At 68.3% G+C, this 20,343-nt stretch carries 21 protein-coding genes and 1 pseudogene; 9 read left to right on the top strand and 13 right to left on the bottom strand.

What is annotated here, in order from left to right:
- Window positions 1-62 precede the first annotated feature (62 nt).
- Complete coding sequence (locus ACFZP7_RS33750; RefSeq protein WP_385638015.1) at window positions 63-383, top strand: hypothetical protein; 321 nt, start codon at window positions 63-65, stop codon at window positions 381-383.
- Between the two features lie 376 nt (window positions 384-759).
- Window positions 760-1,746, top strand: a complete 987-nt coding sequence (locus ACFZP7_RS33745; RefSeq protein WP_385638012.1) for a ferric reductase-like transmembrane domain-containing protein — start codon at window positions 760-762, stop codon at window positions 1,744-1,746.
- Between the two features lie 182 nt (window positions 1,747-1,928).
- On the opposite strand, the gene ACFZP7_RS33740 is transcribed toward ACFZP7_RS33745, so the two are convergent.
- Window positions 1,929-2,372: an Rrf2 family transcriptional regulator gene (locus tag ACFZP7_RS33740; protein ID WP_125774055.1), complete on the bottom strand. Its 444-nt coding sequence runs from the start codon at window positions 2,370-2,372 to the stop codon at window positions 1,929-1,931.
- Window positions 2,373-2,515: 143 nt separating this feature from the next.
- Between ACFZP7_RS33740 and ACFZP7_RS33735 the strand changes: the two genes are divergently transcribed.
- Window positions 2,516-2,986 carry a nuclear transport factor 2 family protein gene (locus ACFZP7_RS33735; protein ID WP_030968174.1) on the top strand — a complete coding sequence of 157 codons (471 nt, stop codon included), beginning with the start codon at window positions 2,516-2,518 and terminating at the stop codon, window positions 2,984-2,986.
- A 372-nt stretch (window positions 2,987-3,358) separates the two neighbouring features.
- Here the strand turns inward: ACFZP7_RS33735 and ACFZP7_RS33730 are convergent, their stop codons facing one another.
- From ACFZP7_RS33730 to ACFZP7_RS33720, 3 genes are all read right to left on the bottom strand, one after another.
- The gene (locus ACFZP7_RS33730; RefSeq protein WP_385638008.1) at window positions 3,359-3,694 is read right to left on the bottom strand and encodes an ankyrin repeat domain-containing protein; all 336 of its coding nucleotides are present in this window, start codon (window positions 3,692-3,694) and stop codon (window positions 3,359-3,361) included.
- Between the two features lie 177 nt (window positions 3,695-3,871).
- Complete coding sequence (locus ACFZP7_RS33725; RefSeq protein WP_385638005.1) at window positions 3,872-5,134, bottom strand: cation:proton antiporter; 1,263 nt, start codon at window positions 5,132-5,134, stop codon at window positions 3,872-3,874.
- A 409-nt stretch (window positions 5,135-5,543) separates the two neighbouring features.
- Entirely contained in the window at window positions 5,544-6,410 is an 867-nt protein-coding gene (locus ACFZP7_RS33720) for a DMT family transporter (RefSeq protein WP_385638003.1), read from the bottom strand.
- 74 nt (window positions 6,411-6,484) lie between these two features.
- Between ACFZP7_RS33720 and ACFZP7_RS33715 the strand changes: the two genes are divergently transcribed.
- Window positions 6,485-7,390, top strand: coding sequence for a LysR family transcriptional regulator (locus ACFZP7_RS33715; protein WP_192339525.1), 906 nt, complete (start codon window positions 6,485-6,487; stop codon window positions 7,388-7,390).
- A 326-nt stretch (window positions 7,391-7,716) separates the two neighbouring features.
- Here ACFZP7_RS33715 and ACFZP7_RS33710 read toward each other — a convergent pair whose 3' ends face one another.
- Together ACFZP7_RS33710 and ACFZP7_RS33705 are read right to left on the bottom strand one after the other, a co-directional pair.
- Window positions 7,717-8,094: a nuclear transport factor 2 family protein gene (locus ACFZP7_RS33710; RefSeq protein ID WP_127438627.1), complete on the bottom strand. Its 378-nt coding sequence runs from the start codon at window positions 8,092-8,094 to the stop codon at window positions 7,717-7,719.
- A 150-nt stretch (window positions 8,095-8,244) separates the two neighbouring features.
- On the bottom strand, window positions 8,245-8,772 hold the full coding sequence (locus tag ACFZP7_RS33705) for a DapH/DapD/GlmU-related protein (RefSeq protein ID WP_385638571.1): 528 nt from the start codon (window positions 8,770-8,772) through the stop codon (window positions 8,245-8,247).
- A gap of 113 nt (window positions 8,773-8,885) precedes the next feature.
- Here ACFZP7_RS33705 and ACFZP7_RS33700 point away from each other — a divergent pair, with 113 nt between their 5' ends.
- On the top strand, window positions 8,886-9,866 hold the full coding sequence (locus tag ACFZP7_RS33700; protein ID WP_385637998.1) for a LysR family transcriptional regulator: 981 nt from the start codon (window positions 8,886-8,888) through the stop codon (window positions 9,864-9,866).
- Window positions 9,867-9,979: 113 nt separating this feature from the next.
- Here ACFZP7_RS33700 and ACFZP7_RS33695 read toward each other — a convergent pair whose 3' ends face one another.
- Both ACFZP7_RS33695 and ACFZP7_RS33690 read right to left on the bottom strand, forming a co-directional pair.
- On the bottom strand, window positions 9,980-10,516 hold the full coding sequence (locus tag ACFZP7_RS33695; protein ID WP_030968181.1) for a GNAT family N-acetyltransferase: 537 nt from the start codon (window positions 10,514-10,516) through the stop codon (window positions 9,980-9,982).
- Window positions 10,517-10,587: 71 nt separating this feature from the next.
- Window positions 10,588-11,457, bottom strand: a pseudogene (locus ACFZP7_RS33690) (IS5 family transposase).
- Window positions 11,458-11,533: 76 nt separating this feature from the next.
- Between ACFZP7_RS33690 and ACFZP7_RS33685 the strand changes: the two are divergent.
- Both ACFZP7_RS33685 and ACFZP7_RS33680 read left to right on the top strand, forming a co-directional pair.
- Window positions 11,534-12,163, top strand: a complete 630-nt coding sequence (locus tag ACFZP7_RS33685; RefSeq protein ID WP_030968184.1) for a class I SAM-dependent methyltransferase — start codon at window positions 11,534-11,536, stop codon at window positions 12,161-12,163.
- A gap of 130 nt (window positions 12,164-12,293) precedes the next feature.
- A complete protein-coding gene (locus ACFZP7_RS33680) occupies window positions 12,294-13,529 on the top strand; it encodes an MFS transporter (protein WP_385637995.1) in 1,236 nt (411 codons plus the stop codon).
- A gap of 289 nt (window positions 13,530-13,818) precedes the next feature.
- Here the strand turns inward: ACFZP7_RS33680 and ACFZP7_RS33675 are convergent, their stop codons facing one another.
- A complete protein-coding gene (locus ACFZP7_RS33675; protein WP_385637992.1) occupies window positions 13,819-14,418 on the bottom strand; it encodes an NAD(P)H-dependent oxidoreductase in 600 nt (199 codons plus the stop codon).
- A gap of 368 nt (window positions 14,419-14,786) precedes the next feature.
- Here ACFZP7_RS33675 and ACFZP7_RS33670 point away from each other — a divergent pair, with 368 nt between their 5' ends.
- Complete coding sequence (locus ACFZP7_RS33670) at window positions 14,787-15,749, top strand: AraC family transcriptional regulator (RefSeq protein WP_385637989.1); 963 nt, start codon at window positions 14,787-14,789, stop codon at window positions 15,747-15,749.
- Window positions 15,750-15,839: 90 nt separating this feature from the next.
- Here ACFZP7_RS33670 and ACFZP7_RS33665 read toward each other — a convergent pair whose 3' ends face one another.
- Both ACFZP7_RS33665 and ACFZP7_RS33660 read right to left on the bottom strand, forming a co-directional pair.
- A complete protein-coding gene (locus tag ACFZP7_RS33665) occupies window positions 15,840-16,532 on the bottom strand; it encodes a hypothetical protein (RefSeq protein WP_385637986.1) in 693 nt (230 codons plus the stop codon).
- A 1,305-nt stretch (window positions 16,533-17,837) separates the two neighbouring features.
- On the bottom strand, window positions 17,838-18,548 hold the full coding sequence (locus ACFZP7_RS33660) for an HAD family hydrolase (protein ID WP_385637983.1): 711 nt from the start codon (window positions 18,546-18,548) through the stop codon (window positions 17,838-17,840).
- A gap of 384 nt (window positions 18,549-18,932) precedes the next feature.
- Here ACFZP7_RS33660 and ACFZP7_RS33655 point away from each other — a divergent pair, with 384 nt between their 5' ends.
- On the top strand, window positions 18,933-19,571 hold the full coding sequence (locus tag ACFZP7_RS33655) for a ScbR family autoregulator-binding transcription factor (RefSeq protein WP_385637980.1): 639 nt from the start codon (window positions 18,933-18,935) through the stop codon (window positions 19,569-19,571).
- A 213-nt stretch (window positions 19,572-19,784) separates the two neighbouring features.
- On the opposite strand, the gene ACFZP7_RS33650 is transcribed toward ACFZP7_RS33655, so the two are convergent.
- Both ACFZP7_RS33650 and ACFZP7_RS33645 read right to left on the bottom strand, forming a co-directional pair.
- Window positions 19,785-19,922 (bottom strand): hypothetical protein, encoded by a 138-nt coding sequence (locus tag ACFZP7_RS33650; protein ID WP_158101634.1) that lies wholly within the window; start codon window positions 19,920-19,922, stop codon window positions 19,785-19,787.
- A gap of 40 nt (window positions 19,923-19,962) precedes the next feature.
- Window positions 19,963-20,205, bottom strand: a complete 243-nt coding sequence (locus ACFZP7_RS33645) for a DUF6411 family protein (protein ID WP_078495252.1) — start codon at window positions 20,203-20,205, stop codon at window positions 19,963-19,965.
- Window positions 20,206-20,343: the final 138 nt, after the last annotated feature.

The following is a 20,343-nucleotide window of genomic DNA, read 5'->3' as shown; positions in this document are numbered from 1 at the left end:
GTTCAACCCCCGCCCCCTCCTGGTAATTGTCGAACGTGACAGGCGTCGACAGGATGACAGGCATGGCCGTGTCACCAGCAACACGTCAGCTTTGCGACGCCACATTCCCGGAGATCGACGCCGCGAGCGCCCTGTCACTTCTCGATCTCTATGCAGGCGCGGAGCGTGAACGGGTGCATCAGGCTGTCGTCCGGCTGAGCGGAGGACGACTCGGCAGGCTTCGCAGGTGGCTCGATGAGGCCAAACGCAACCCGGAGACGGTCCTGTGGTTCGGCGAGTCGCCCTCCGACACCTCTCAGGACACACACGCCTTCGGAGTAGAGTTCATCAACGCCTTTCTGGACAAGCACCTCGACACTCCTGCGGAACCTACGGGCGAGTGACAGACGTCTGCCGGCACACCGCGCCGCGACATCGACCGCGGCAAGTCCAGCCTCCAGCGCACCGTCTACCGTGTCCTGCCCCCCTCACTGGCCAGCTCCGGGTCGGCGGAGACGACGCCTGGGCGCTGCCGGTACGGCAACTGGCACGCACCGTGGCGGCGGTGGTCCGGGACTCGGCCGCCGACTTCCACCTCGTCGCCGATCTCGACGGGTAGGCCACCCTAGGCAGGCGCAGAAACCAGGCGCGCCCCCGTGCATTCTCGTGGCGGGCTCTGGCCGGATAACGCCTCTAAGGATCACTTCCTCATCAGCCAGACTTGTTCCCTCACGCCACATGCGAACCGCTGCTGCGGTGGCCCGTGCCCGGGAGGCCCTGGTGACGTCAGAGACGAGCCTGGACGAAGACGGGGCAGGAGCCGGAGCCTCGCCCGGACGGCAACGGCCTCCCGGTGACCGCGTCGCGCTGCGCGGCGACCTGCGGTCCGCCCTGCCCGACGCCACCGCGGCGGTGATGGTCACGTCACTCGTGTTCGCCCTCCTGTGGGCGCGCATGGAGTCGGGTACTTCGGACACCGTCGCGATCATGCCGTTCATGGACGATGCCGGCACCTACTGGATGTACTTGCTCAGCCAGGCGTTCGGCTGGTCGGGGCTGCTGTGGGCCTGGGGCACGGTCATGCTCGGCCTGCTGCTGTCGGGGCCGCGCCCCGCCCGGCTGCCTGTCTCCCGGCAGGTACTGGAGCGCTGGCACCGCACCACGAGCCTGACGACCATGGCGCTGATGTTCGCTCACGCACTGATGTTCGCGGCGGAACTCGTTCGCTACGAGACGAAGGTGGATTGGGCGGAGCGGCTGTGGGTGGGCTTCGCCGACAGCTTCGTGCCTGGCTGGTACGACTCCGGAACCGGCAGGATCGCCATCCCCATCGGGCAGGGCGCCCTCTATCTGGCGATTCCGCTGGGGCTGCTGTTCTACGTCCGGCACCGCATCGGAGCGAATACCTGGCGACGGCTCCACCGGTTCGTGATCGTCGTCTACGTGCTTAGCGTGTGGCACACGCTGCTGTACGGGACCAACGTCTGGTACGGAGAGTGGCCGCGCACCGTTCTGTGGCTGCTGCAACTCCCGGTCGCGGCGCTCCTGTTGCTTCGCCTGCTGAGACCTGCGCGGCGAGCCGAACGGCTGCGCTCTCCGAGCGAGGGCGCGGCCCGGCCGGGATGGTGGGTGCGGGCGGCAGGACGGGTCGTCGCCGGAGCCGTCGCCATCGGGCTGGTCATCGTGGTGGCGTCCGGCCGCGACGGCGGACGGGACCGCCCGACCCATCCGCCCGCGACGGCCCCTCACACCCAGCAAACGGACTGATGGCCGGCACCGGGCGGGCGGCACGCCGTCCCGAGTTGGATGACGGTTGGTGACAGGGGCGGCGGAACGAGGAGGCCGGTGTGAACCCGGCGCGGTCCCGCTACTGTGCTCGGCGAGCGAGTCCTAACGGGCACTGCACGGCAACGGATGGGAATACGGGGACGAATGGGTCGCCCAACTGATCAGAGAGGTTGGCGAGGTGCCGCGAGTACGTCTCTGAGTACCTTCTCGAGCGTGACGCGGGCCAGTTCGTGTCTCAGGGTCTCCTCAATGCCCTCGTAGATGCCCTGCATTGCCGGCTGGATGCCGTGGCCCACCACGCATCCCTGGTCCGGGGTGGCGCGGTGCATGGCGAACAGCGGGCCGGGTTCCACTGCCTCGTACACGTCGAGCAGGGTGATCGACCCCAGCTCGCGCGCCAGCGACCAGCCTGCGCCCACGCCCCGCCGGGACTCCACGAGGCCGGCCCTGCGCAGCTCGCCGAGCAGCCGCCTGATCACTACGGGGTTGGTGTTCGCACTGGCGGCGATCTGCTCGGAGGTCGCGACCTCATGTCCCTGGCGCTGGTAGAGACCGATCCAGGCAAGCGCATGGGCTGCAATGGTCAGCCTGCTGTTGGCGCTCATGATCCCCCTTTCGGTCGCAACACTCCATGTTACAACAGCACGGTCGTAACAGTGAAGGTTGCGACAGCTTGCTGTAACAATTACAGTTACGTCAGCCAGGTGCGCGGACCGTGAGCGTGTTGCGAACTCAAGGGAGAACAGGAATGGAAAGTAACGAGAAGACCATTCGCGAGGCTTACCGACTCGCGGAAGGGAACGTTCTCGACGGTGACGGTTTCCTGGCCTTGTTCACCGAGGACGGGTCGTTCAACGACATGTCGACCTCGCAGAGTTTCCGCGGAGAGCAGATTCCTCAGGTGATCGCGGGCCTCGCCCGCTCGTTCCCCGATGTACACCGTGAACTGCTCGAGGTACACGCATTCGGTGATGTCGTCGCCGTCGAGTTGCGAATCCAGGGCACGCATCTCGGAGCGTTTCCGACTCCAGTCGGCGAGATCCCACCGACCGGGAACCGGATCGACGTGCCGGCGGCGGACCTCTGGTACCTCCGTGACGGAAAGATCGAAAGGTTCAATTGCTACAACTCGATGAACGTGTGGCTTGATCAAATCGGCGTCCACCCTGATTTCAAGTCCGCAGTCGAAGCCACCGAGACAGCGGCCACGACTGCATAACTCTGCCGCTCAGCGCCGAGTATGCGACAAGCCACTCCCCTCTTCGGGCCGCATACCCGGCGCTGCTGCTTGGCCGGCAGGTAGGGCAACGACACATCTCGACGCCTTGCGAGCCACGGCATCCCGAGGGACAAGGCCTTCAGCGAGGAGATCAGCACCCGCATCCGCGGAGGGCCCAGCTCGAGGAGGTGCTCGTACGGAGCGCGAGGGCAAGGCCCGCGCCCCGCGCTGCCGTGTCATCAATGCCCTGTACGAGATGAAGCGGCTCGGCCGCGACGCCGCCGAACTCGCCGCGCTCGCCGACCACGGCCTGGCCCTGGAGGTGAACGCAAGCCGGCCGCTTTCTCGCCTCCACGAGCATCGCCCGCACTCTCATCTGTTACCGGCGTTTGGCCCGGTGATGTGGGCTCGCAGCAGCTGTACCGCCAGGTCGTGGCCGTAGTGTTCGGCCATGTCCATGGGCGTGCGACCGTCAGGATCTGCATGCTCCGGGTCAGCGCCGAAAGCCAGCAGCACCGCAGTGGTATGCACGGTCAACGGCTGGCCGCTCTGGAGTGAGCCATCACCCTCGACATCGATCGCATGCGTCAACAGCGTCAAGTTGCTGAAGACCTCATTGGGGTCGGCGCCACTGGCCAGCAACCGCGCCAAAGTCTCCGCATCCTCGTGTTCCACCGCGTGATGGGCAGGCGTCCAGCAGTCGCTCATCAGGGCATTCAACCGCCACCGCAGTGCGTCTGCCAGCGACTATCCACACCGGTAACCACCCTGAGTTGCGGGGACACCGGTCGGGCCCATGGTCGGACCGACCACGTGCCGCGTGCGCCTGTATGCCTGAAGTTCGTGGCCGTCGGCCGCCGCGCCCCGGCCGTGCCGGTGCCGGTCTCAGGTGCTGGGAGGTGTGGTCTCTCGCAGTCGGTCCAGGCGCTTCACGACCGGGCCGGCCGTGACACCGTGCAGGACGACGGAGGCGAGGACGGTGAACGTCACCACCGCCCACAGCTCTCGCGCCGGCACAGGGAAACGGTGCTGTCCCAGGGCGTAGGCAAGGTAGTAGAGCGAGCCGATACCCCGGATGCCGTAGACGGCTGTCACCCATCGCTCGCTGGACCGCATCCGGCTACCGAGCAGACCAACCCACCCGGACAGCGGCCGGATCACGAACAGCAGAAGCAGCCCGGCGACCATGCCCTGCCAGGTCAGCGAGTCCAGGCCGCCCAGAGCGATGAATCCCCCCACCAGGAACAGCAGCACGGCCGTGAACAGACGCTCAACCTGTTCGACGAAGTCGTGCAGGACGTTGTGGAAGCCGTGGGCGCGTTCCTCCGCCCGGATCGAGCAAGCGGTGACGAACACGGCGAGGAAGCCGTAGCCGTGGAGCAGTTCGGTCACGCCGTACGCCAGGAAGGTGGCGGCCAAAGCCACGAATCCCTCTCGGTGCTCGGACAACCGCAGCGCCTTCGAGCGACTCTGGAAGAACAGCCACCCCAGCAACCTGCCGATCAGCCAACCGCTGAGCAAGCCGATCCCGCTCTTGAACACGAGGTCCTTCAGCGCCCACCCGCCCACCCAGTCCGCGGACCAGCCTCCTCCGGCCGCGGCCACCAGGGCGACCGCCGCGTAGGTGAGGGGGAACGCCAGGCCGTCGTTCAGACCCGCCTCACTGGTCAAGGAGAACCGCACGTCGTCCTCGTCATGCTCGTCCTCGCTCGGCTCCCCCACCCGGACCTCGGAAGCGAGCACCGGATCGGTCGGCGCCAGAACCGCGGCCAGCAACAGCGCTGCCGCGGGCGGCCAGTCCAGCAGCCACCAGGCCGTCAGCGCGGTGAAGACGACGGTCAACGGCATGGTGACGCCCAGCAGCCGCCATGTCGCAGCCCATCGGCGCCACCCCACGGGCCGGTTGAGCGCCAGTCCGGCACCCATGAGGGCGATGATGACGCAGATCTCGGTAATGTGCTCCGCCATCAGCCGGTCGTCCACCGGGTCGATGACCGGCAGGGGCAACGGCAGCAGGTACACGCCGATACCGCCCCCCAGGAAGACGAGAGGGAGCGACAACGGCCGGCCGGCGACCACCCGTGGCAGGACCGCGGCGAGCAGCGCACCCGCGCCGAGCCACGCGAACACGGCGTCTCCGATCGTCACCGCGCTGTGAACTCCTTTCCGGTCCCCCGTCGATGGTCACGGCTGTGCCGCCCAGAACTCCGGCCCACGGCCGCTACCCCCGCCTTCACGCCGATGGCTCCGGCGACGCCGCGCGCACCCGGCGACCGCCGCGTCGCCTGCCGCAGCCACCGGTCCAGCAGTGCCCTGAGAAGCCGGCAGCGCGCAGACCGGCAGGGTGCGCACTACGGCGCTGACATTCCACGAGGCGCCCCTCTCCTTCACCGGCCGCGATGCCCCGGTCGTGTATCCACAGCCCACCGCACACAAACCGCCAGGTCGTTCGGCTGGTCAAGTTCACAACGCCAGATCCGACGGCGAGCCGAAGCCAAGGGCGGGCAAGAGCGCACGACAGTGACCTCACACCTATCAGGGCGTCTGGCAGCGGGTGTTACGGCGGGGCGGGGCGGCGGTGTGGGTCCCGGGGCCGTTCGGCTTCCCGGCGGATTACCGTCCCCGCGCTGGCTGTGCCCACGCATGCCAGGGCCGCCCACTGGGCCGTCCTCAGGTGTTCGTCGAGGACCAGCACCCCTGCGAGGCCCGCGCTCGCCGGCTCGAGACTGGCCAGCACGCCTGCCGTCCGTGCCGGCAGGCGTCGTAGGGCCGCCAGCTCCAGTGAGTACGGCAGCACGGCCGACAGCACCGCCACCACAAGGCCCGTCAGCAGTATTCGGGGGCTGAGCAGGTGCGTTCCTTGCTGCATCATGCCCAGGGGCACTGTCAACGCCGCCGCCCAGGCCAACGCCAGGGCAAGCGCGCCTCCTCCCGTGCTCTTGGTCCCCGCTTGCTTGCTCAGCAGCAGGTAGGCGGCCATGCAGGCTCCGGAGGCCAGAGCGAGAAGCACGCCACCGAGCGGGAAGCGGGCGCCGCTGGGAGTGTAGAAGAGCCACACGCCGCCCGCGGCCAGGACGGCGCAGCCCGCGTCGAGGACACGGCGGGAGGTGAGCAGGGCGAGGGTGATCGGGCCGAGGAGTTGCAGAGCGCTGGCCAGGCCCAGAGGCAAGAGGGTCAACGCGGGGTAGATCAGGTTCATGCCCGCGATCGCCGTGCCGAAGCCGAGTATCACGCCTATGTCCGTGCGGCTGCGCGGCAGGGCAGGGCGGTGGAGGAGAAGCAGGAGCGCTGCGGCCAGTCCGAGGCGCAGTGCCACCACCCCGGCCGCTCCCACGGAGCCGGCAAGCTGCTTGCCGATGGCCTGTCCGAACTGGATGCTCAGCACGCTGCCCAGCATCAGCGCGGGAGCGGGAAACCTGTTCATGGCTCCAGGCTCGACGCCCGTAAGCATCCACGTCCAGCGAAGGTTTTTGGCGGTAAACGTTTAGGCTCGACTTTATGATCGACCACCGGCTGCACGTCCTGCGGACACTCGCCGAGCACGGGACAGTGACCGCCACCGCTGCCGTGCTGCACCTGACCCCCTCGGCCGTCTCCCAGCAGCTGCGCCTGCTGGCCCGTGATCTCGAGGTGGAACTGCTGCGTCCGGAGGGCCGGCGCGTGCGGCTGACACCCGCCGCCCACATCGTGCTCCGGCACGCCGACGCGCTCCGGCTCCAGTGGGAGGCGGCCCAGGCCGAACTGGCCCAGCACAGCGCGGCCGTCCAGGGCACACTGCGGTTGTGCGGAGTCTCCTCCGCACTGGCCACGCTCGCCGCACCGGCCGTCACCGCCCTGCGCACAGCCCATCCGCTGGTGGAGCCACTGATCATCGAGGAAGAGAGCACCGACAGCTACCGGCTGCTGCTCGCCGACGAAGCAGACATCGCCCTGGTCCTGCCCGGACCGGACGCACCGCCCGTCACCGACGCCCGATTCGAGCAGACCCCGTTACTGACCGACCGCCAGGACCTGCTGGTCGCCGCCGGCCACCGGCTCGCCCGACCCGAGGGGGTCCACCTCCTCGAAGCGGCCGATCAAGCGTGGATCGTGAAGAAGCACAACAATGACTCCTACCCCCTGCTCCTGGCAGCGTGCGCAGCCGCCGGCTTCACTCCGCGCATCGCTCACGAAGTGAAAGAGTGGTACGCGGTTTCCTCGCTCGTCGCCGAAGGACTCGGCGTCTGCCTCCTGCCGAGAATCGTGCCCCTCCCCCAGCACCCGGTAGTACGCGTCCCCTTGCTGGGCGAAACGATCCCCGTACGACAACTCCTCACCGCCGTACGACGCGGCAGCACCAGCCACCCCGTCATCAACGCAGGCCTTCAGGCCCTGCACCACACCGCGGCCAGCATCGGCACCTGACAGGTGTGCTTTGCCTGACACACGGTACGGTCGCGCTGCGGATGGTCCCCGATGCCCCCTCGTGGTCGCTTGCCCCGATCCGCCACGCCGCGACGATCCCCGTGAACGGGGAAGAGCCCGCAGGGCAGGCCAGGCCGCACTCAGTGCGCCAGCTGCCTGGCCGCCGACTTCGAATCAGTCGGCGGCGTCGTGGCGGTGGACTCACGCCCCGGAAGGGATCCGCTGGGGCGGACGCACCGCACCACCGCAGCCTGACCAACCGCGAACCGCAGCCTCTGAACGCCGGAGGGGCAGGTACAGGAGAGGTACAGCGAAAGCAGGAGGGCTCAGGACGCGGACGATTCGATCTCCCCCGCAAAGACGATGATCTGGTCGATGAGGCTCCGCCGCAGATGGACGACGTCCGTTCCCGCCAGGCGGGGGCCTCCATCCGGCGTGGTGAAGACCCACCGGTATCGGGCCCACTCGTCAGGCATGTCCACCGCTGAGCAGCGCACCATCGTGCCGGTCCCCGCCGGGTGGCGCCGGATGTCCCGCACGAACTGTTCAACCGCCGCGATTCCCTCGCTGCGACCCAACGGCCCCCAGAAGACCACGTCCGAGGTCAGAGCCTGCGAGAGCAGGTCAGTCACATAGTTGTCGTCCGAGGCGTTGAACGCGGACATGAACGTGTCGATCGCGGAGCGTGCCGTCTCTTCCTGCATGCCCCAGTAATACCAGCCGGCGCGCCTGCGCCAGCCCCGCGAGCCGCCTTCCGATCCCGGCGCACCACCCCGGTCACAGCACCGGAGATCAGGATCCGATCGTCGAGGCGCTGCGAAACGGAGCCGGCAACCGGCCGGTCTCAGTCGGACTCAATCGGTCTTCTTGATCACCCGGGCGGGCACACCCGCGACCATGGTGCCGGCAGGGACGTCGTGGGTGACCACCGCGCCGGCAGCGACCACGGCGCCTGCACCGATGGTCACCCCCTGCGTGATGACGGCAGCCGTACCGATCCAGACGTCGTCCTCGATGACGATCGGGGCGAAGGAGAGATACTCGCGGCGTTCGGCCAGGGGCAGTGGATGCCCTCCGGTGATGAGACTGACCCTCGGCGCGATCATGACTCCGTTCCTGATACGGATACCTCCCTTGTCCATGAACGTGCAGTTCTGGTTGACAAAGACGTTCTCCCCGAACGTCGTGTTCAGCCCGTACTCGGTGAAGAACGGCGGATAGATCGTCACCGATTCCGGCAGCGGGCCGCCGAACACAACGGAAAGTAGTTTCTTCCGGCCTTGAGTGTCGCTGAACGGAAGCACGTTCAGTCGCGACGTCGCATCGGTCACCTCCACGATCCGCTCCGCGTGACGCGTGAACTCCGGCGTATGAACATGCATGATCTGCTTTGTGCGGGTGGACATGCGTTGATCTCACCACCGCGCAGAACAGATGATCAAACAACTCTGAGACGGACAGACACAACCATTGGTTGTGGCGATATGGTGAGATCGTGGATGTTGAGGCGCTGCGGACGTTCGTGGCCGTCGCGGAGGCCGGCCAGTTCCAGGGTGCGGCCGACGAACTGGGGGTCAGCCAGCAGGCGGTCTCGAAGCGGATCGCGGCCTTGGAGCGGCACATCGAGGCCACGCTGCTGGTGCGCACCCCCCGGGGCTCCCGGTTGAGCCTGGATGGGCAGGTCTTCCTGCCGCACGCCAAGAAGGTGCTGGCGGCCATCGCGCTGGCCGAGCAGGCCGTGCGCCCAGGAAGCCGTCCCTTGCGCGTCGATGTCCTCAATCGGCGTATCGCACCCGCTCAGGCCGTATACCGGTTCTACCGCTCCCACTCCGAGGTGGAACTCGACGCGGTCACGTTGAGCACGGAGAACGCCGCCCAGGCCGCCCAAGCAGTGCTCGAAGGGACCATCGACGCGTCCTTCCGTGCCGTGCCGGCCCATCAGGTTCCCGCCGGAATCAGCACCGCACGACTCCTGGACGCACCCCTGGAGCTCCTGGTCGGTCCCGGCCACCCGCTGGCCGACGCGTCCTGGGTCAGACCCACGGACCTGACAGGCCACCGCATCTGGATTCCCGGGATCACACCGGGCACGGAGTGGGCGGCGTTCTACCAAGCGCTGTCCGAGAGCTTCGGCCTGAGCATCGACGCCCTCGGCCCCAACTTCGGTGACGAGGTCCTGATGGACGCTCTGGCCGACTCAGCCGCGCTGGCCACCCTCGTCGGCAGTGGAGACCGGTACGTGTGGCCCCAGACCCACGACCTGCGGCGCATCCCGTTGCACGACCCGACCCCGGTCTACCCGCACGTACTGCTGTTCCGCAACGAAGACCAGCACCCCGTCCTTTTCGCGCTACGCGAGTATCTGCGCGCCACGCGCCCGCCCTCTCTCCACGACATGTGGACACCGGACTGGGTCGACCGCCGACTGGACGACCACGAGAACAGAGACGCCCCAGGAGCACGTGCGCCGCAATGAAGAGGCACAGGCAGCTGACCAAGCTCAGCGCAGTTGGCGCTTCGGCGCGTCGGAGACGTACGTCTGCCACTCCCTCCGGGTGACGGCTCGGCGCGGCCTGCGCGCCGCTCAGGCTATTGAAGTTGACTGGGCGGGGCGGTAAGGGCCCGGTGGTATCGGGTGTAGGTCTCGAAGACCTCGGCGACTTCGAAGCCGAGGCGGGTCAGCACGGTGCCGCTCTTGCCGTTTCCGTGGGTGACGCCCGCGAACACGTCGGTGGCGCCCAGCTCGGTGGCTCCGTACTCGATCAGCACACGGCAGGCCGCCGTGGCGTACCCGTGTCCCGTGGCGTCGTGGTCGAGCCAGTATCCCAGGCCGTACTTGGGCGGGTTGACAGCCACAAGGTCAACGCGGCCGACGAGGGCGCCATGGAGGACGATCCCGCAGCGGAGGGACGGGTGGGGATCGTTGAGCAGCTCGGCCCGTGCCGTTTCGTAGTCTGATGCGGCCAGCGCCTGGTAGTCGCCGTGCTGGGTGAGATGTTCCCGGTTGCGGTCGATGAGCGCGTAGTACTCATCAGCTTGCTCAGCAGCGAGCACCCGCAACGTCAATCCGGCGACGTCGGTTGCGAGCTCGGGGAAGACCCGTTTTTCGTGATGCCTACCGGCCATGCCGACCAACCCTACGGTGCCTGGGCCTCTCAGTCCGTCCGTGCGGCTGCGGCGGGGAGCAAGAAGTGGCACTAGAGCCTGTCTGACAAATGATCACCTGGCCGCTTCACGGAGCCAGAGGATCAGGGAGGCCAGGACAACCCCCGCGCGGTACCGGTCTGCGAGCTTGTCGAACCTGGTTGCGATCGCACGGAACTGCTTGAGGCGGGCGAAGCATCGTTCGACCACGTTGCGGTCGCGGTAGATCTCCTTGTCGAAGGCGGGTGGCCGGCCACCGAGGCGCCCCCGGCGTCGGCGGTTGGCCACCTGGTCGCGGCGCTCGGGGATCGTTGCGGCGATACCCCGACGCCGCAGCAGATGGCGGATGGCCCTGCTGGAGTAGGCCTTGTCACCCAGCACGCGGTCCGGTGTCGTGCGCGGGCGGCCCGTGCCAGCGCGCGGGGTGCGGATCTTGTCGAGGACCTCGGCGAACGCAGTGGCGTCGTTGACGTTTCCGGGTGTGAGCACGATCGACAGCGGCAGACCCCGGCCGTCGACGGCGAGGTGGACCTTGGTGGTCAGCCCGCCCCGGGACCGGCCGAGGGCCTGGCGCGTCTGCGAGCGGCCCGGATCTTCCAGTTCGTCCCCGTCCGTGTCCCCCTTTTACGGGCGCCCGCGGCGTGCTGGTGGGCCCGGTTTCCCGTGGAGTCGACAGCGACGGTCCACTCCACCCGGCCCACGGCGTCGTCACGGACCTGGACGTGCTCCAGCAGCTTCGCCCAGGTGCCATCAGCCTCCCAGCGGGCGAACCGCTCGTAGACGGTCTGCCACGGCCCGTACCGCTCGGGCAGGTCGCGCCAAGGAGCCCCGGTCCGCAGCCTCCACAGCACCCCGTTGACCACCTGCCGGTGATCACGCCACGGACGGCCGCGTCCGTCCACCTGCGGCAACAGGGGCTCCATTCGCCCCCATGCCGCATCCGTCAACACCTCGACCTGCCACAAGATCAATTATCAGACCGGCTATAGAGTCCTGCCCGTGGCGAATCATCAGGACGAGACCAGGGCGGCCTACGACGGAGTCGTCGAGCTGTACGCATCGCTGTTCGCAGGCCGGCTGGAGACTCAGCCGTTCGCCCGGGCCATGATCGGCACCTTCGCCGAACTGGTGCGCGCGACGGGCAACCTGCGGGCAGCGGACGTCGGGTGCGGGCCCGGACATCTGACGGCCATGCTGCACGAACTGGGCTTGGACGCCTTTGGACTCGACCTCTCCCCCGGCATGGTCGACCACGCCCGGCGGGCCCATCCGGCGCTGCGCTTCCAGGAGGCGCGGATGGAATCCCTGCCGATCGAGGACGGCGCGCTCGGTGGCGTACTGGCCCACTACTCGACGATCCATACCCCTCCGGGGGAACTGCCGGAGCTGCTCGCCGAGCAGGTACGCGTCCTGGCGCCGGGTGGTCTGCTCCTGGTCTCCTTCTTCGGGACCGACGGACCGGAGCCGATCCGGTTCGACCACAAGGTGGCACCTGCCTACAGCTGGCCGACGGATCGCCTCGCCGAACTGCTGGCCGATGCCGGGCTCGTTCCCTTCGCCCGGCTGCTTCACGATCCGGCCTCCGAACGGGGCTTCCTCGACGCCCACCTGCTGGCCCGCCGTTCGTAGGTCCTGCCCGGCGCTACCCGCCAGACGGTCGGCGCACCTCCGGACTGCCAGCTCGGCGGACACTCGCTGACACGACGGGAATTGTCAGACAGGCCTTAGGGTGCTCGCTGCGCCGAGCCCTGGGAGGATCATGAAGATCGTCGACGAGCCGCCGAAGCCGATCCGTGCGCTGTTGAGGGTCGCGACGTTCCGGCGGTTCGCGGCCGCCAACCTCATCTCGGCCACGGGGTCTGCGATGGCCCCTCTTGCCCTGGCTTACGCGGTCATTGAGCAGGGCGGTGGAGCAGGGTCTCTCGGTGTGGTGCTTGCCACGAACACCGTCCCTACGATCGTGTTCCTGCTCGCGGGCGGCTTGTTCGCGGACCGCCTGTCCCGCAGCCTGCTTCTCTTCGTGGGAAACCTGCTGGCAGCCGGCGCACACGGTGCGTTGGCCGTCACCGTGGCGACCGGACATGCGACGACCGTGTCCATCGCGGCCTGCGGTTTCGTCTCGGGGACGGCAGCGTCGTTCGTGGTGCCGGCTGCGCAAGGAGCTGTGGCGCAGATCGTTCCGGCGCAGCATCTGCAACAGGCCAATGCGTTGCTCAGGCTGCCGGGCAATGCGGTCAAGGTGCTGGGTCCGGTCGTCGGTGGTGTCCTCGTCGCTGCCGGCGGCGCGGCCTGGGCGCTGGCCTGGGATGCGGTCACGTTCGCCGTCGCGGCTGTCCTGCTTCTCGGCCTGCGGCTGGACGCCCCGCTCATTGCACCGGGCGGTGTGCTGAGCGACCTGCGGGCGGGGTGGGCAGGGTTTTGGTCGCGTACCTGGTTGTGGACCTACACGGCCGTCGGCACGGTTCTGGTCGCCGCGTGGCTGGCGGGTTTCCAGCTTCTGGGCCCGCTCGTGGCGGCCGAGCAGTACGCCGGAGCCCGCGACTGGGGTCTGATCCAGGCAGCCTTCACCTGTGGTCTGCTTGTGGGAACCCTCGTCTGCCTGCGCTGGAAGCCGTACCGACTGCTCACGGTCGCGGTCGTCGCGGCCGGTGCTCTCGCACTTCCCCTGGCTGCCATGGCCTGTACGGTGCCGCTGCCCCTCGTCCTGCCGGCCACCGCACTTGCCGGGGTCGGGCCCGACGTGGCCGTCGTCGCCTGGGCCACTGCGTTCCAACAGTGTGTTCCCCAGGCGGAACAGGGCCGCATGAGCGCCTTCAACGGCGTCGGGGAGCGTCTCGCCATCCCGATGGGCTACCTCATCGCCGCTCTTGCGGCGCACTCCTGGAGCAGCCAGGCAGTGCTGTTGGCCTGCGCGGGGATGATTGCAGCTGCGACCGTCCTGAACCTCTGCGTGCCGGATGTGTACCGCATCAATTGCCTGACGGAGCAGGCGTAGCGGCTGTCCCCAGTTGCTGGCAGTCCAGTCTCGATTCGCCGAGCGGCGCCGGACGTATGGTGTGCGGGTCAGTGGTCGGCTGTGCGGCGCAGGGGCCGCCTGTCCAGTGCCCTCTCCTGCCCTCTGTCGTCTCCACGCTTACGCCAGGCGTCCCCGACCCGGCCCCCTCCCACGCAGCCTCACTGCTCCCTGCCCAGCGTGCTGGCGACCAGGGCCAGGGCCAGGGCCCATATTCGACCGGTTGACCTCTACGGCAGGCAGACCCGGGCGCAGGGGCAAGGGTGTTACCTCATTCTCTCAGGCCGGCATGGATGGCTTCGCTGATGGTCCGCACCGCACGGTCAACGTGTCGCGCCGTGGTGTCGGCGGTGAGCTGGTCGGATTCGTAGATGAACGCTGTGGATCCGCGCCGGCTGCCGCAGTAGTCGATGATGCCGTGCTCGATCTGCGTGCGCAGTGCGCTCTCGTATCCGTGGCGCTCGTACGCACCGGAGTCGGCACCGGCGATGGGGAGGAGATGTGTGGTGAGACCCTGCAGCTTCGGCTGGAGGCCCGAAGCGGGAGAGTGCTCGAAGGCCCAGCCGTTGACGAAGACACGGTCGATCCACCCCTTCAACAGTGCAGGCATCGACCACCAGTACACGGGGAAGACCAACACGAGATCGGTGGCGCGCTCGAGACGACGGTGCTCAGCCATGACGTCAGCGGGGTAGTTGCCGCCGTCGTGGTAGGCCCGACGGTCCGCCGGAGTGAACCGGGGGTCGAAACGCTCCTCGGCCAGGTCGGCGATCTCGACCGAGACGGGCTGCAGCGCTGCCTCCAGTCTTCCCAGGACATGATGCGTCAGTGACCGGGAGTCGGGGTTGGCGGTGACCAGCAGGGCATGCATGGATGGCTCCAGTGACGTGCAGAACGGGCGTCGAACAAGTAGGTGGGATGTGTGCGGGAGGCGTGCGGTGCTACGCCTCCTGGAGCCCAGTGCGCCATGACTGGGCCCGCGGGACTCGACGTCGACCGGCGTACGGCGTCCTCGGCCGAGTGCATGTCCGGATCGAGCCTGGAACGGGAGGCGGTGCGTACGGGCGTGTCGCGCAGTCGTAGCCGGGCGGCCACACTTCGGCGGTGTTGCCCGTCATGCAGAGGACGAGGGTGACGTCGTTGCTCACGACATCGAGTTAACGGCACGCACCCCGGACGGTTCCATAGGTGATACGCCAGATCACCTGGGTGATCGTCTGAGTCGTTTACTCTTTGCGGGTGGATGCTTTCGGTGACCTGCTGCGCGGAGTGCGGGCTCAGGGCTCGTTGTTCGGCAGCTCGACCCTGACCGCGCCCTGGTCGCTGCACTTCGTGGACGGCGCACCGCTGACCTTGTGCACCGTCCTCTGCGGAGGCGGCTGGATCGTGCCCGAGCGTCGCCCTCCCGAGCGTCTGGGCGTCGGCGACACGGTGATCGTGCGGGGCCCCGCCCCGTTCCTCTTCGTCGACGAGGTGGGTACGCGGGCCGAACCCGTCGAGTGTGGCGCGTTCTGCTCGACGCCCGAGCAGGGCGGGACCCGGTACCGGCTCGGCTGGCACGACGCGGGCACTGGCGGTGAGAACACGACGACCCTGGTCGTCGGTGCCTATCCAGTGCGCGGCGAGATCAGTCGCAGGCTGCTGGACGCGCTGCCCGCCGTACTGCGCGTGGCGTCCGGCGGCGGGCCCGGCTCCGTGTGGGACCATCTCGCCGCCGAGGTCGCCGCCGACACGCCGGGCCAGCAAGTCGTCCTCGACCGGCTGCTGGACTGGATGCTGGTGTGCACGCTGCGCGAGTACTTCGACCGGCCCGGCGGTACTCCGCCGGGCTGGTACTCCGCCGGACGTGACCCGGTGGTGGGTGGCGCCCTGCGCCTGCTGCACGAGGACCCGGCCGCACCGTGGACGGTTGCCTCCCTGGCCAGCCGGACCGGGGTGTCGCGGGCCACGCTGGCGAAGCGGTTCACCGAATTGGTCGGCGAACCGCCGCTCACCTACCTCACCCACTGGCGCATGACGCTCGCGGCGGACCTGCTGACGGAGCGCGAGACGGAGACTGTCGCGGAGATCGCCCGTGCCGTGGGCTACTCCGACGCGTTCGCGTTCAGCGCGGCGTTCAAACGGACCCGTGGCATCAGCCCCAGCGCGTATCGGCGCGCGGCGGCGGCCCCGTCCCCGCAGCCGGCCGGCACACCCCTATGACGCGTACTCCGGCATCTGCCCCGCCCAGATGAATTGCAGGTGCTTCGACTGGCCGGAAGTCAGCAGCGATGGGAACGTCGTCTCCGGGTGTCAGCGCCGTCGTGCCTGCGCTTCGGTCTTGGCCCGTTCGAGTTCTCGGGTGACGGCCTGTTCGCCCTGGCCGTGTACCGCCTTCTCGAGGCTGTGGTCGTCCTTGCGGGAGAAGCGTTCGCCGCGAGCGACGTCTTCCTTGCTGAGGGTGCGTCCGCACCATTCCCCTTCTCCGACGGTCTGGTGGTCGAAGGGGACAGCGGCGCCTTCTCCGAGTACGGTCCACTGACCGGTGACCCAGCGCAGGGCGAGGAGGTAGGTGTGGCCGGGTTCGAGGCGAGGAGCCGCAGCGGTCGTTCGCTTGGTGCGCTCGCCGCTGTCGCGGGAGACGTTCCAGCCGGCGCTCACCATGTCGAAGTCCTGCCCCATCTGCTGCCGGGGACGTGCGGAAGACCAGAGGATCTTGTCCGTGCGGAACGCCACCGCTCGGTCGGTCTGGTACTGGATGGGGCCCTCGGTGAAGTTGCGCCGATTGGTGTCCTGTTCGGCCGTGGGTGTGGCCACGACGACGTGATCGGCGTTGGTGATCCAGTCCTCCGCTGTCCGGGAGGGGTGACTGTCGCTGGGTATTCCGCAGCCGACCACCGTGTCGAGGCCGCCGTGGCCGACCAGGACGCCGGCGGCGACTCCCGTCAGGGCGACGAACGCGGCGACGGGGCCACTCGTCAGGCGGTCAGTAAGCGTTGTTCGCACGTGAATCAGGACTCCTGAGCGAGGACGACGGTGGCGACTGCGGTGTAAGCGGCTCCGACGCGGCAAGCCGCAGGGGTGTCACGGGGGGCCTGGGCGGCCTCCGTGACGATGCGGACGCGAGGCGCGGAACCTGCGCACCCGATGGGAGCGTGGCCGTCACTCACCGGGCCGTTCCGACGCCGACCCGACGCCATACGGTGCGCGAAGCAGGCAGCGACCAAGGGGGCGGAACCGAGCACCGCCCACGCCGGAGTGCGCGCGGCGACCGGCACCGGCAGCGCCTCGGAGCCAGGCTCCCCGCCGCCCGTCGGCAGGTGACGGCGAACGTAGAAGGAGAAGAGGCGACTGCTCGACCTGCCGGGACGCCCACGGGCCGAAGATGACCTCGTCGTACAGGTCTTCCAGGTGGAGCGCTTGACAGAAACAACTGAGGACACGGTTCTCACAACAGGGACAGGGCGGGGATGCGCCACACGGTGCACCCCCGCCTCAAACGATGTGGCACTGATGTAGACGATCAGTCGCCCCTGTTGGTGTCAGACATTCCTCACTCATCACGGCGCGGTGAAACGCGACCCGTTGAGGTGGGCAATCGGGCGCTGAACCACCCTCAGCACCCCTTCGAGGGGCGGCTGGCAACCCGACCTGGCCGTCGACCCCCTCGCGACTCCGCACAGAAGCCTCGTGCGGGTCCGTGGCGGCAGCGGCAGCGGCAGCGGCAGCGGCAGCGGCAGCGGCAGCGGCAGCGGCAGCGGCAGCGGCAGCGGCAGCGGCACATCCAACGAACGTGGCGGTCGCCGGGCTTCCCTCGCCAACCCATCGCCCCGGTCATCCGCCGTTGACCCGCTAGCCGCAGCCCGAGAGCGCGCCCTCGTCACCGCCGTGGCCGAGCACCGCCGGCACGGAGTGAGCGTTCAGGTCGTCACCGACCCCGCGGACGAGGGCCGCGATAGCTCGAGTTGGCCAGGACGATACGCCTCAGTGTGTCGAAGTGGACCTCGATCGGGCCCAGGAGGCGTAGGCCGGGGTGAGGCACATGTCGACTTTGCTCTTCTTCACCCAGCGGAGGACGTTCGCGGCAGTGCGGGCGGACAGCTGTCCCGGACGATGTAGATCGGGGCGCCAGCGTTACAGAGGCGGCGGATCGTCTTCAACGCGGCCGGGCTGCGGCGGTGCCTCGTGACGGCGGTTGGCACCCCACCAGCCAGCGTTCCCGACTGACTAGCAGCCGGGGAAGAAGTCGCCCGAAGGCCGTCGGGCTTGCCGTGCTTGAGCGTCCCTTCTTACGCACAACGAGGTGGGCTTTCAGCGCTGTTGTGGCCCCCGCGGGCTGCCGAGCGCGTGTGCCCAGGCCAGCACTTCGGGAGCGTCCAGTGACGGTAACCACCAGTCGGCCCGGGTGGGACCGTCGCCCTGCGGCCGGGGCCCGACGCCCAGGACCCGCAGGCTTGCCCGGCGTGCTGCTTCCACACCGGTCAAGGAGTCCTCCACAGCCAGCGCCCGGTGCGGAAGGACACCGCAGAGCCGGGCCGCCACGGCGTACACGTCGGGATGCGGCTTGGGGCGTACGCGGTCCCCGACATCGGGGACGACGAGGTGCTGGAAGTGCCCGAGCAGCCCGGCCCGTTCCAGGCTGCCTTCGACCACGACCCTCGGGCAGTTGCTGGCCACCGCCAGCGGCAGGCGCTCGGAGAGCAGCCGTACGAGCCGGACCGCACCCGGCATCGTCACCGGTTCGCCGGTGACCAGTGCCAGGAAGTGGTCGAGAAGAGCGGCTGTCAGGTCCTCGGCCAGTTCGGGTTTGTGCACGGACTGCGCCATGAGCCGGCCGCAGTCCTCATAGTGCAGGCCAAGAGCCTGCTTCGCGAACCCGGGCGGTGGCTGAAGGCCGTGCTCCCGGAAGGCCCGGATGCGAGCCTCCTGCCAGTGGCGTTCGCTGTCCATGAGGGTGCCGTCGCAGTCGAAGACGACGGCTTCGGGCGACCAGTCGAGCGGAACGTGGGCCGTGGTGGTCACTGGGGCCTCCCATGCTTTCGCATGTATGTGGCATTCCTGCCTCCGCAGGAAAACGGAAAGATAGTTTCCGCTACGTTATTTCCGTCCGGGCAAATCCGGCAATAACCCTTTTCAGTGAGTTGACGGGCGCCGTAAACAGGCGTGCGGCTGTGCGGCATCGGGCATGGCGCAACCCTGAGGGCCCTAACACCCCAGGTGGGGCCGCAGGTTGACACGCGCACTTGACCGGCCGAGGCCCGATGCTTCGGGTTCCATTACCACTCTCACGCGTTCGCGTCCGAAAGAACGATGCAATTTCCGTCCGGAAGTGCCTGTTTGAGCTCCGGGCGTACGCTGGCGCATTAAATTCGTGGCCCGACATCAGACAGACGGGCGGACGGAACGTTGCAGGAACGGGCGAAGGCAACCCGTAGATCATTGCTGGAAGCGGCAGCTCAACTGTTCGCCGAACAGGGGTACGCGGCGACCAGCGTGAACGACATAAGCGCGAGGTCGGGCCGGACGAGCGGCGCGGTCTACTTCCACTACACCAGCAAGGAAGGCATCGCCGTCGCCGTCGTCGAGGACCGGTTCGCCACCTGGCCCCAGCTCGCAGCACGCTATGGAGACGAGACCGTAACGCCGCTCGAACGACTCGTCGCCCTCAGCTACGACATCGCCCACGCTCTCACCCAGGACCCCATGGCGCGTGCCGGTGCCCGTCTTTGGACCGAGCGCACCGTGATCAAAGCTCCCGTTCCCGACCCCTTCGCGCTCTGGACCGCCGCCACCACGCGGCTGCTCGCGGAAGCCAGGGTGGCAGGGCACGTCGACGAGGGCGTCCGCCCCGCCCGAGCGGCCCGCGCACTCGTGCCCGCGTTCTTCGGCCTATGCATTCTCACCGAGGCACTCGAGGGCGCGACCGCCCTCGACGACCGCCTGACCGACTGGTGGCACCTGACCCTCCCCTCCCTCCGGCCGCAACCGTCCCCCGGGAACACCCAGACGGGCCGGCGGGGCACCTCCTCCAGACCGGCCCGCTGACCCGGTGCGGTGGTCGTGGACGCTGGTTGATCGCCTGGATGCTCCTTGACGCAGAGTCCTCGGCAGTCTGCGCCTACGGGCGTCGTGCACCGGGCCGTAGCCGGACTCGGCCGGGCGCTGCACTGCCCGACAGGCCCTTGGCGTGGCTTCCCGCCTTCGGCTTTCTCTACAGGGAGGAGGTGACGACGCCCGCGAAAGCGTCGCCTTGCCGACTCACTGCTCGTTCTTCCTGCGCAACGCCAGAACAAGCATCAGGACTGCAACGGCACTGATGACCACGGCAACGAGCCAGGTCGGCAGAAAATCACCGCCCTTGTAAGCAACGACGCGCAGGCTATCGGCCGAATACACGCTGCCCCCTGAAGCTGCTCACCACAGATCGCGGCGTCGGTCAGAACGGCAGACGACCACGGGCTCGCCGCCCGGCGGACCCGCTGCGGCCGACGGCCTTTGAACTGCTGCGAAACGGCTTGCTCAGCGCTCGGCCGAGGAAGCCGGGGGCCTTCCCGCCGGCCCGTGACCCGAGACCGAGTGTGCGCTGAGTACCGCGTTGCGGATGGTGGGACAGGCGTGGCAGGAGGAAGGCCAGAAGGGCAAGGACTACACACACTGCGACAATCCCGACGATCATCATGATGGGCTCCTGAACGTGAGAGGTGCCTGTCGGATGCCCCGAGGGCAAGGCACCATGCGCGCATGACCGTCCTGGCGCGTCGCCGCAAGGTGGATGTTGATGCGGCGGTCGAGGGGCAGCGGGTCTGAGGGGAGCCGG

It is taken from the genome of Streptomyces sp. SudanB5_2050 (assembly GCF_964272335.1).
In the GTDB taxonomy this organism is placed as follows: domain Bacteria; phylum Actinomycetota; class Actinomycetes; order Streptomycetales; family Streptomycetaceae; genus Streptomyces; species Streptomyces rochei.
The sequence above is the reverse complement of the archived record's forward strand: the minus strand, read 5'-3'. Positions and strand labels throughout refer to the sequence as shown.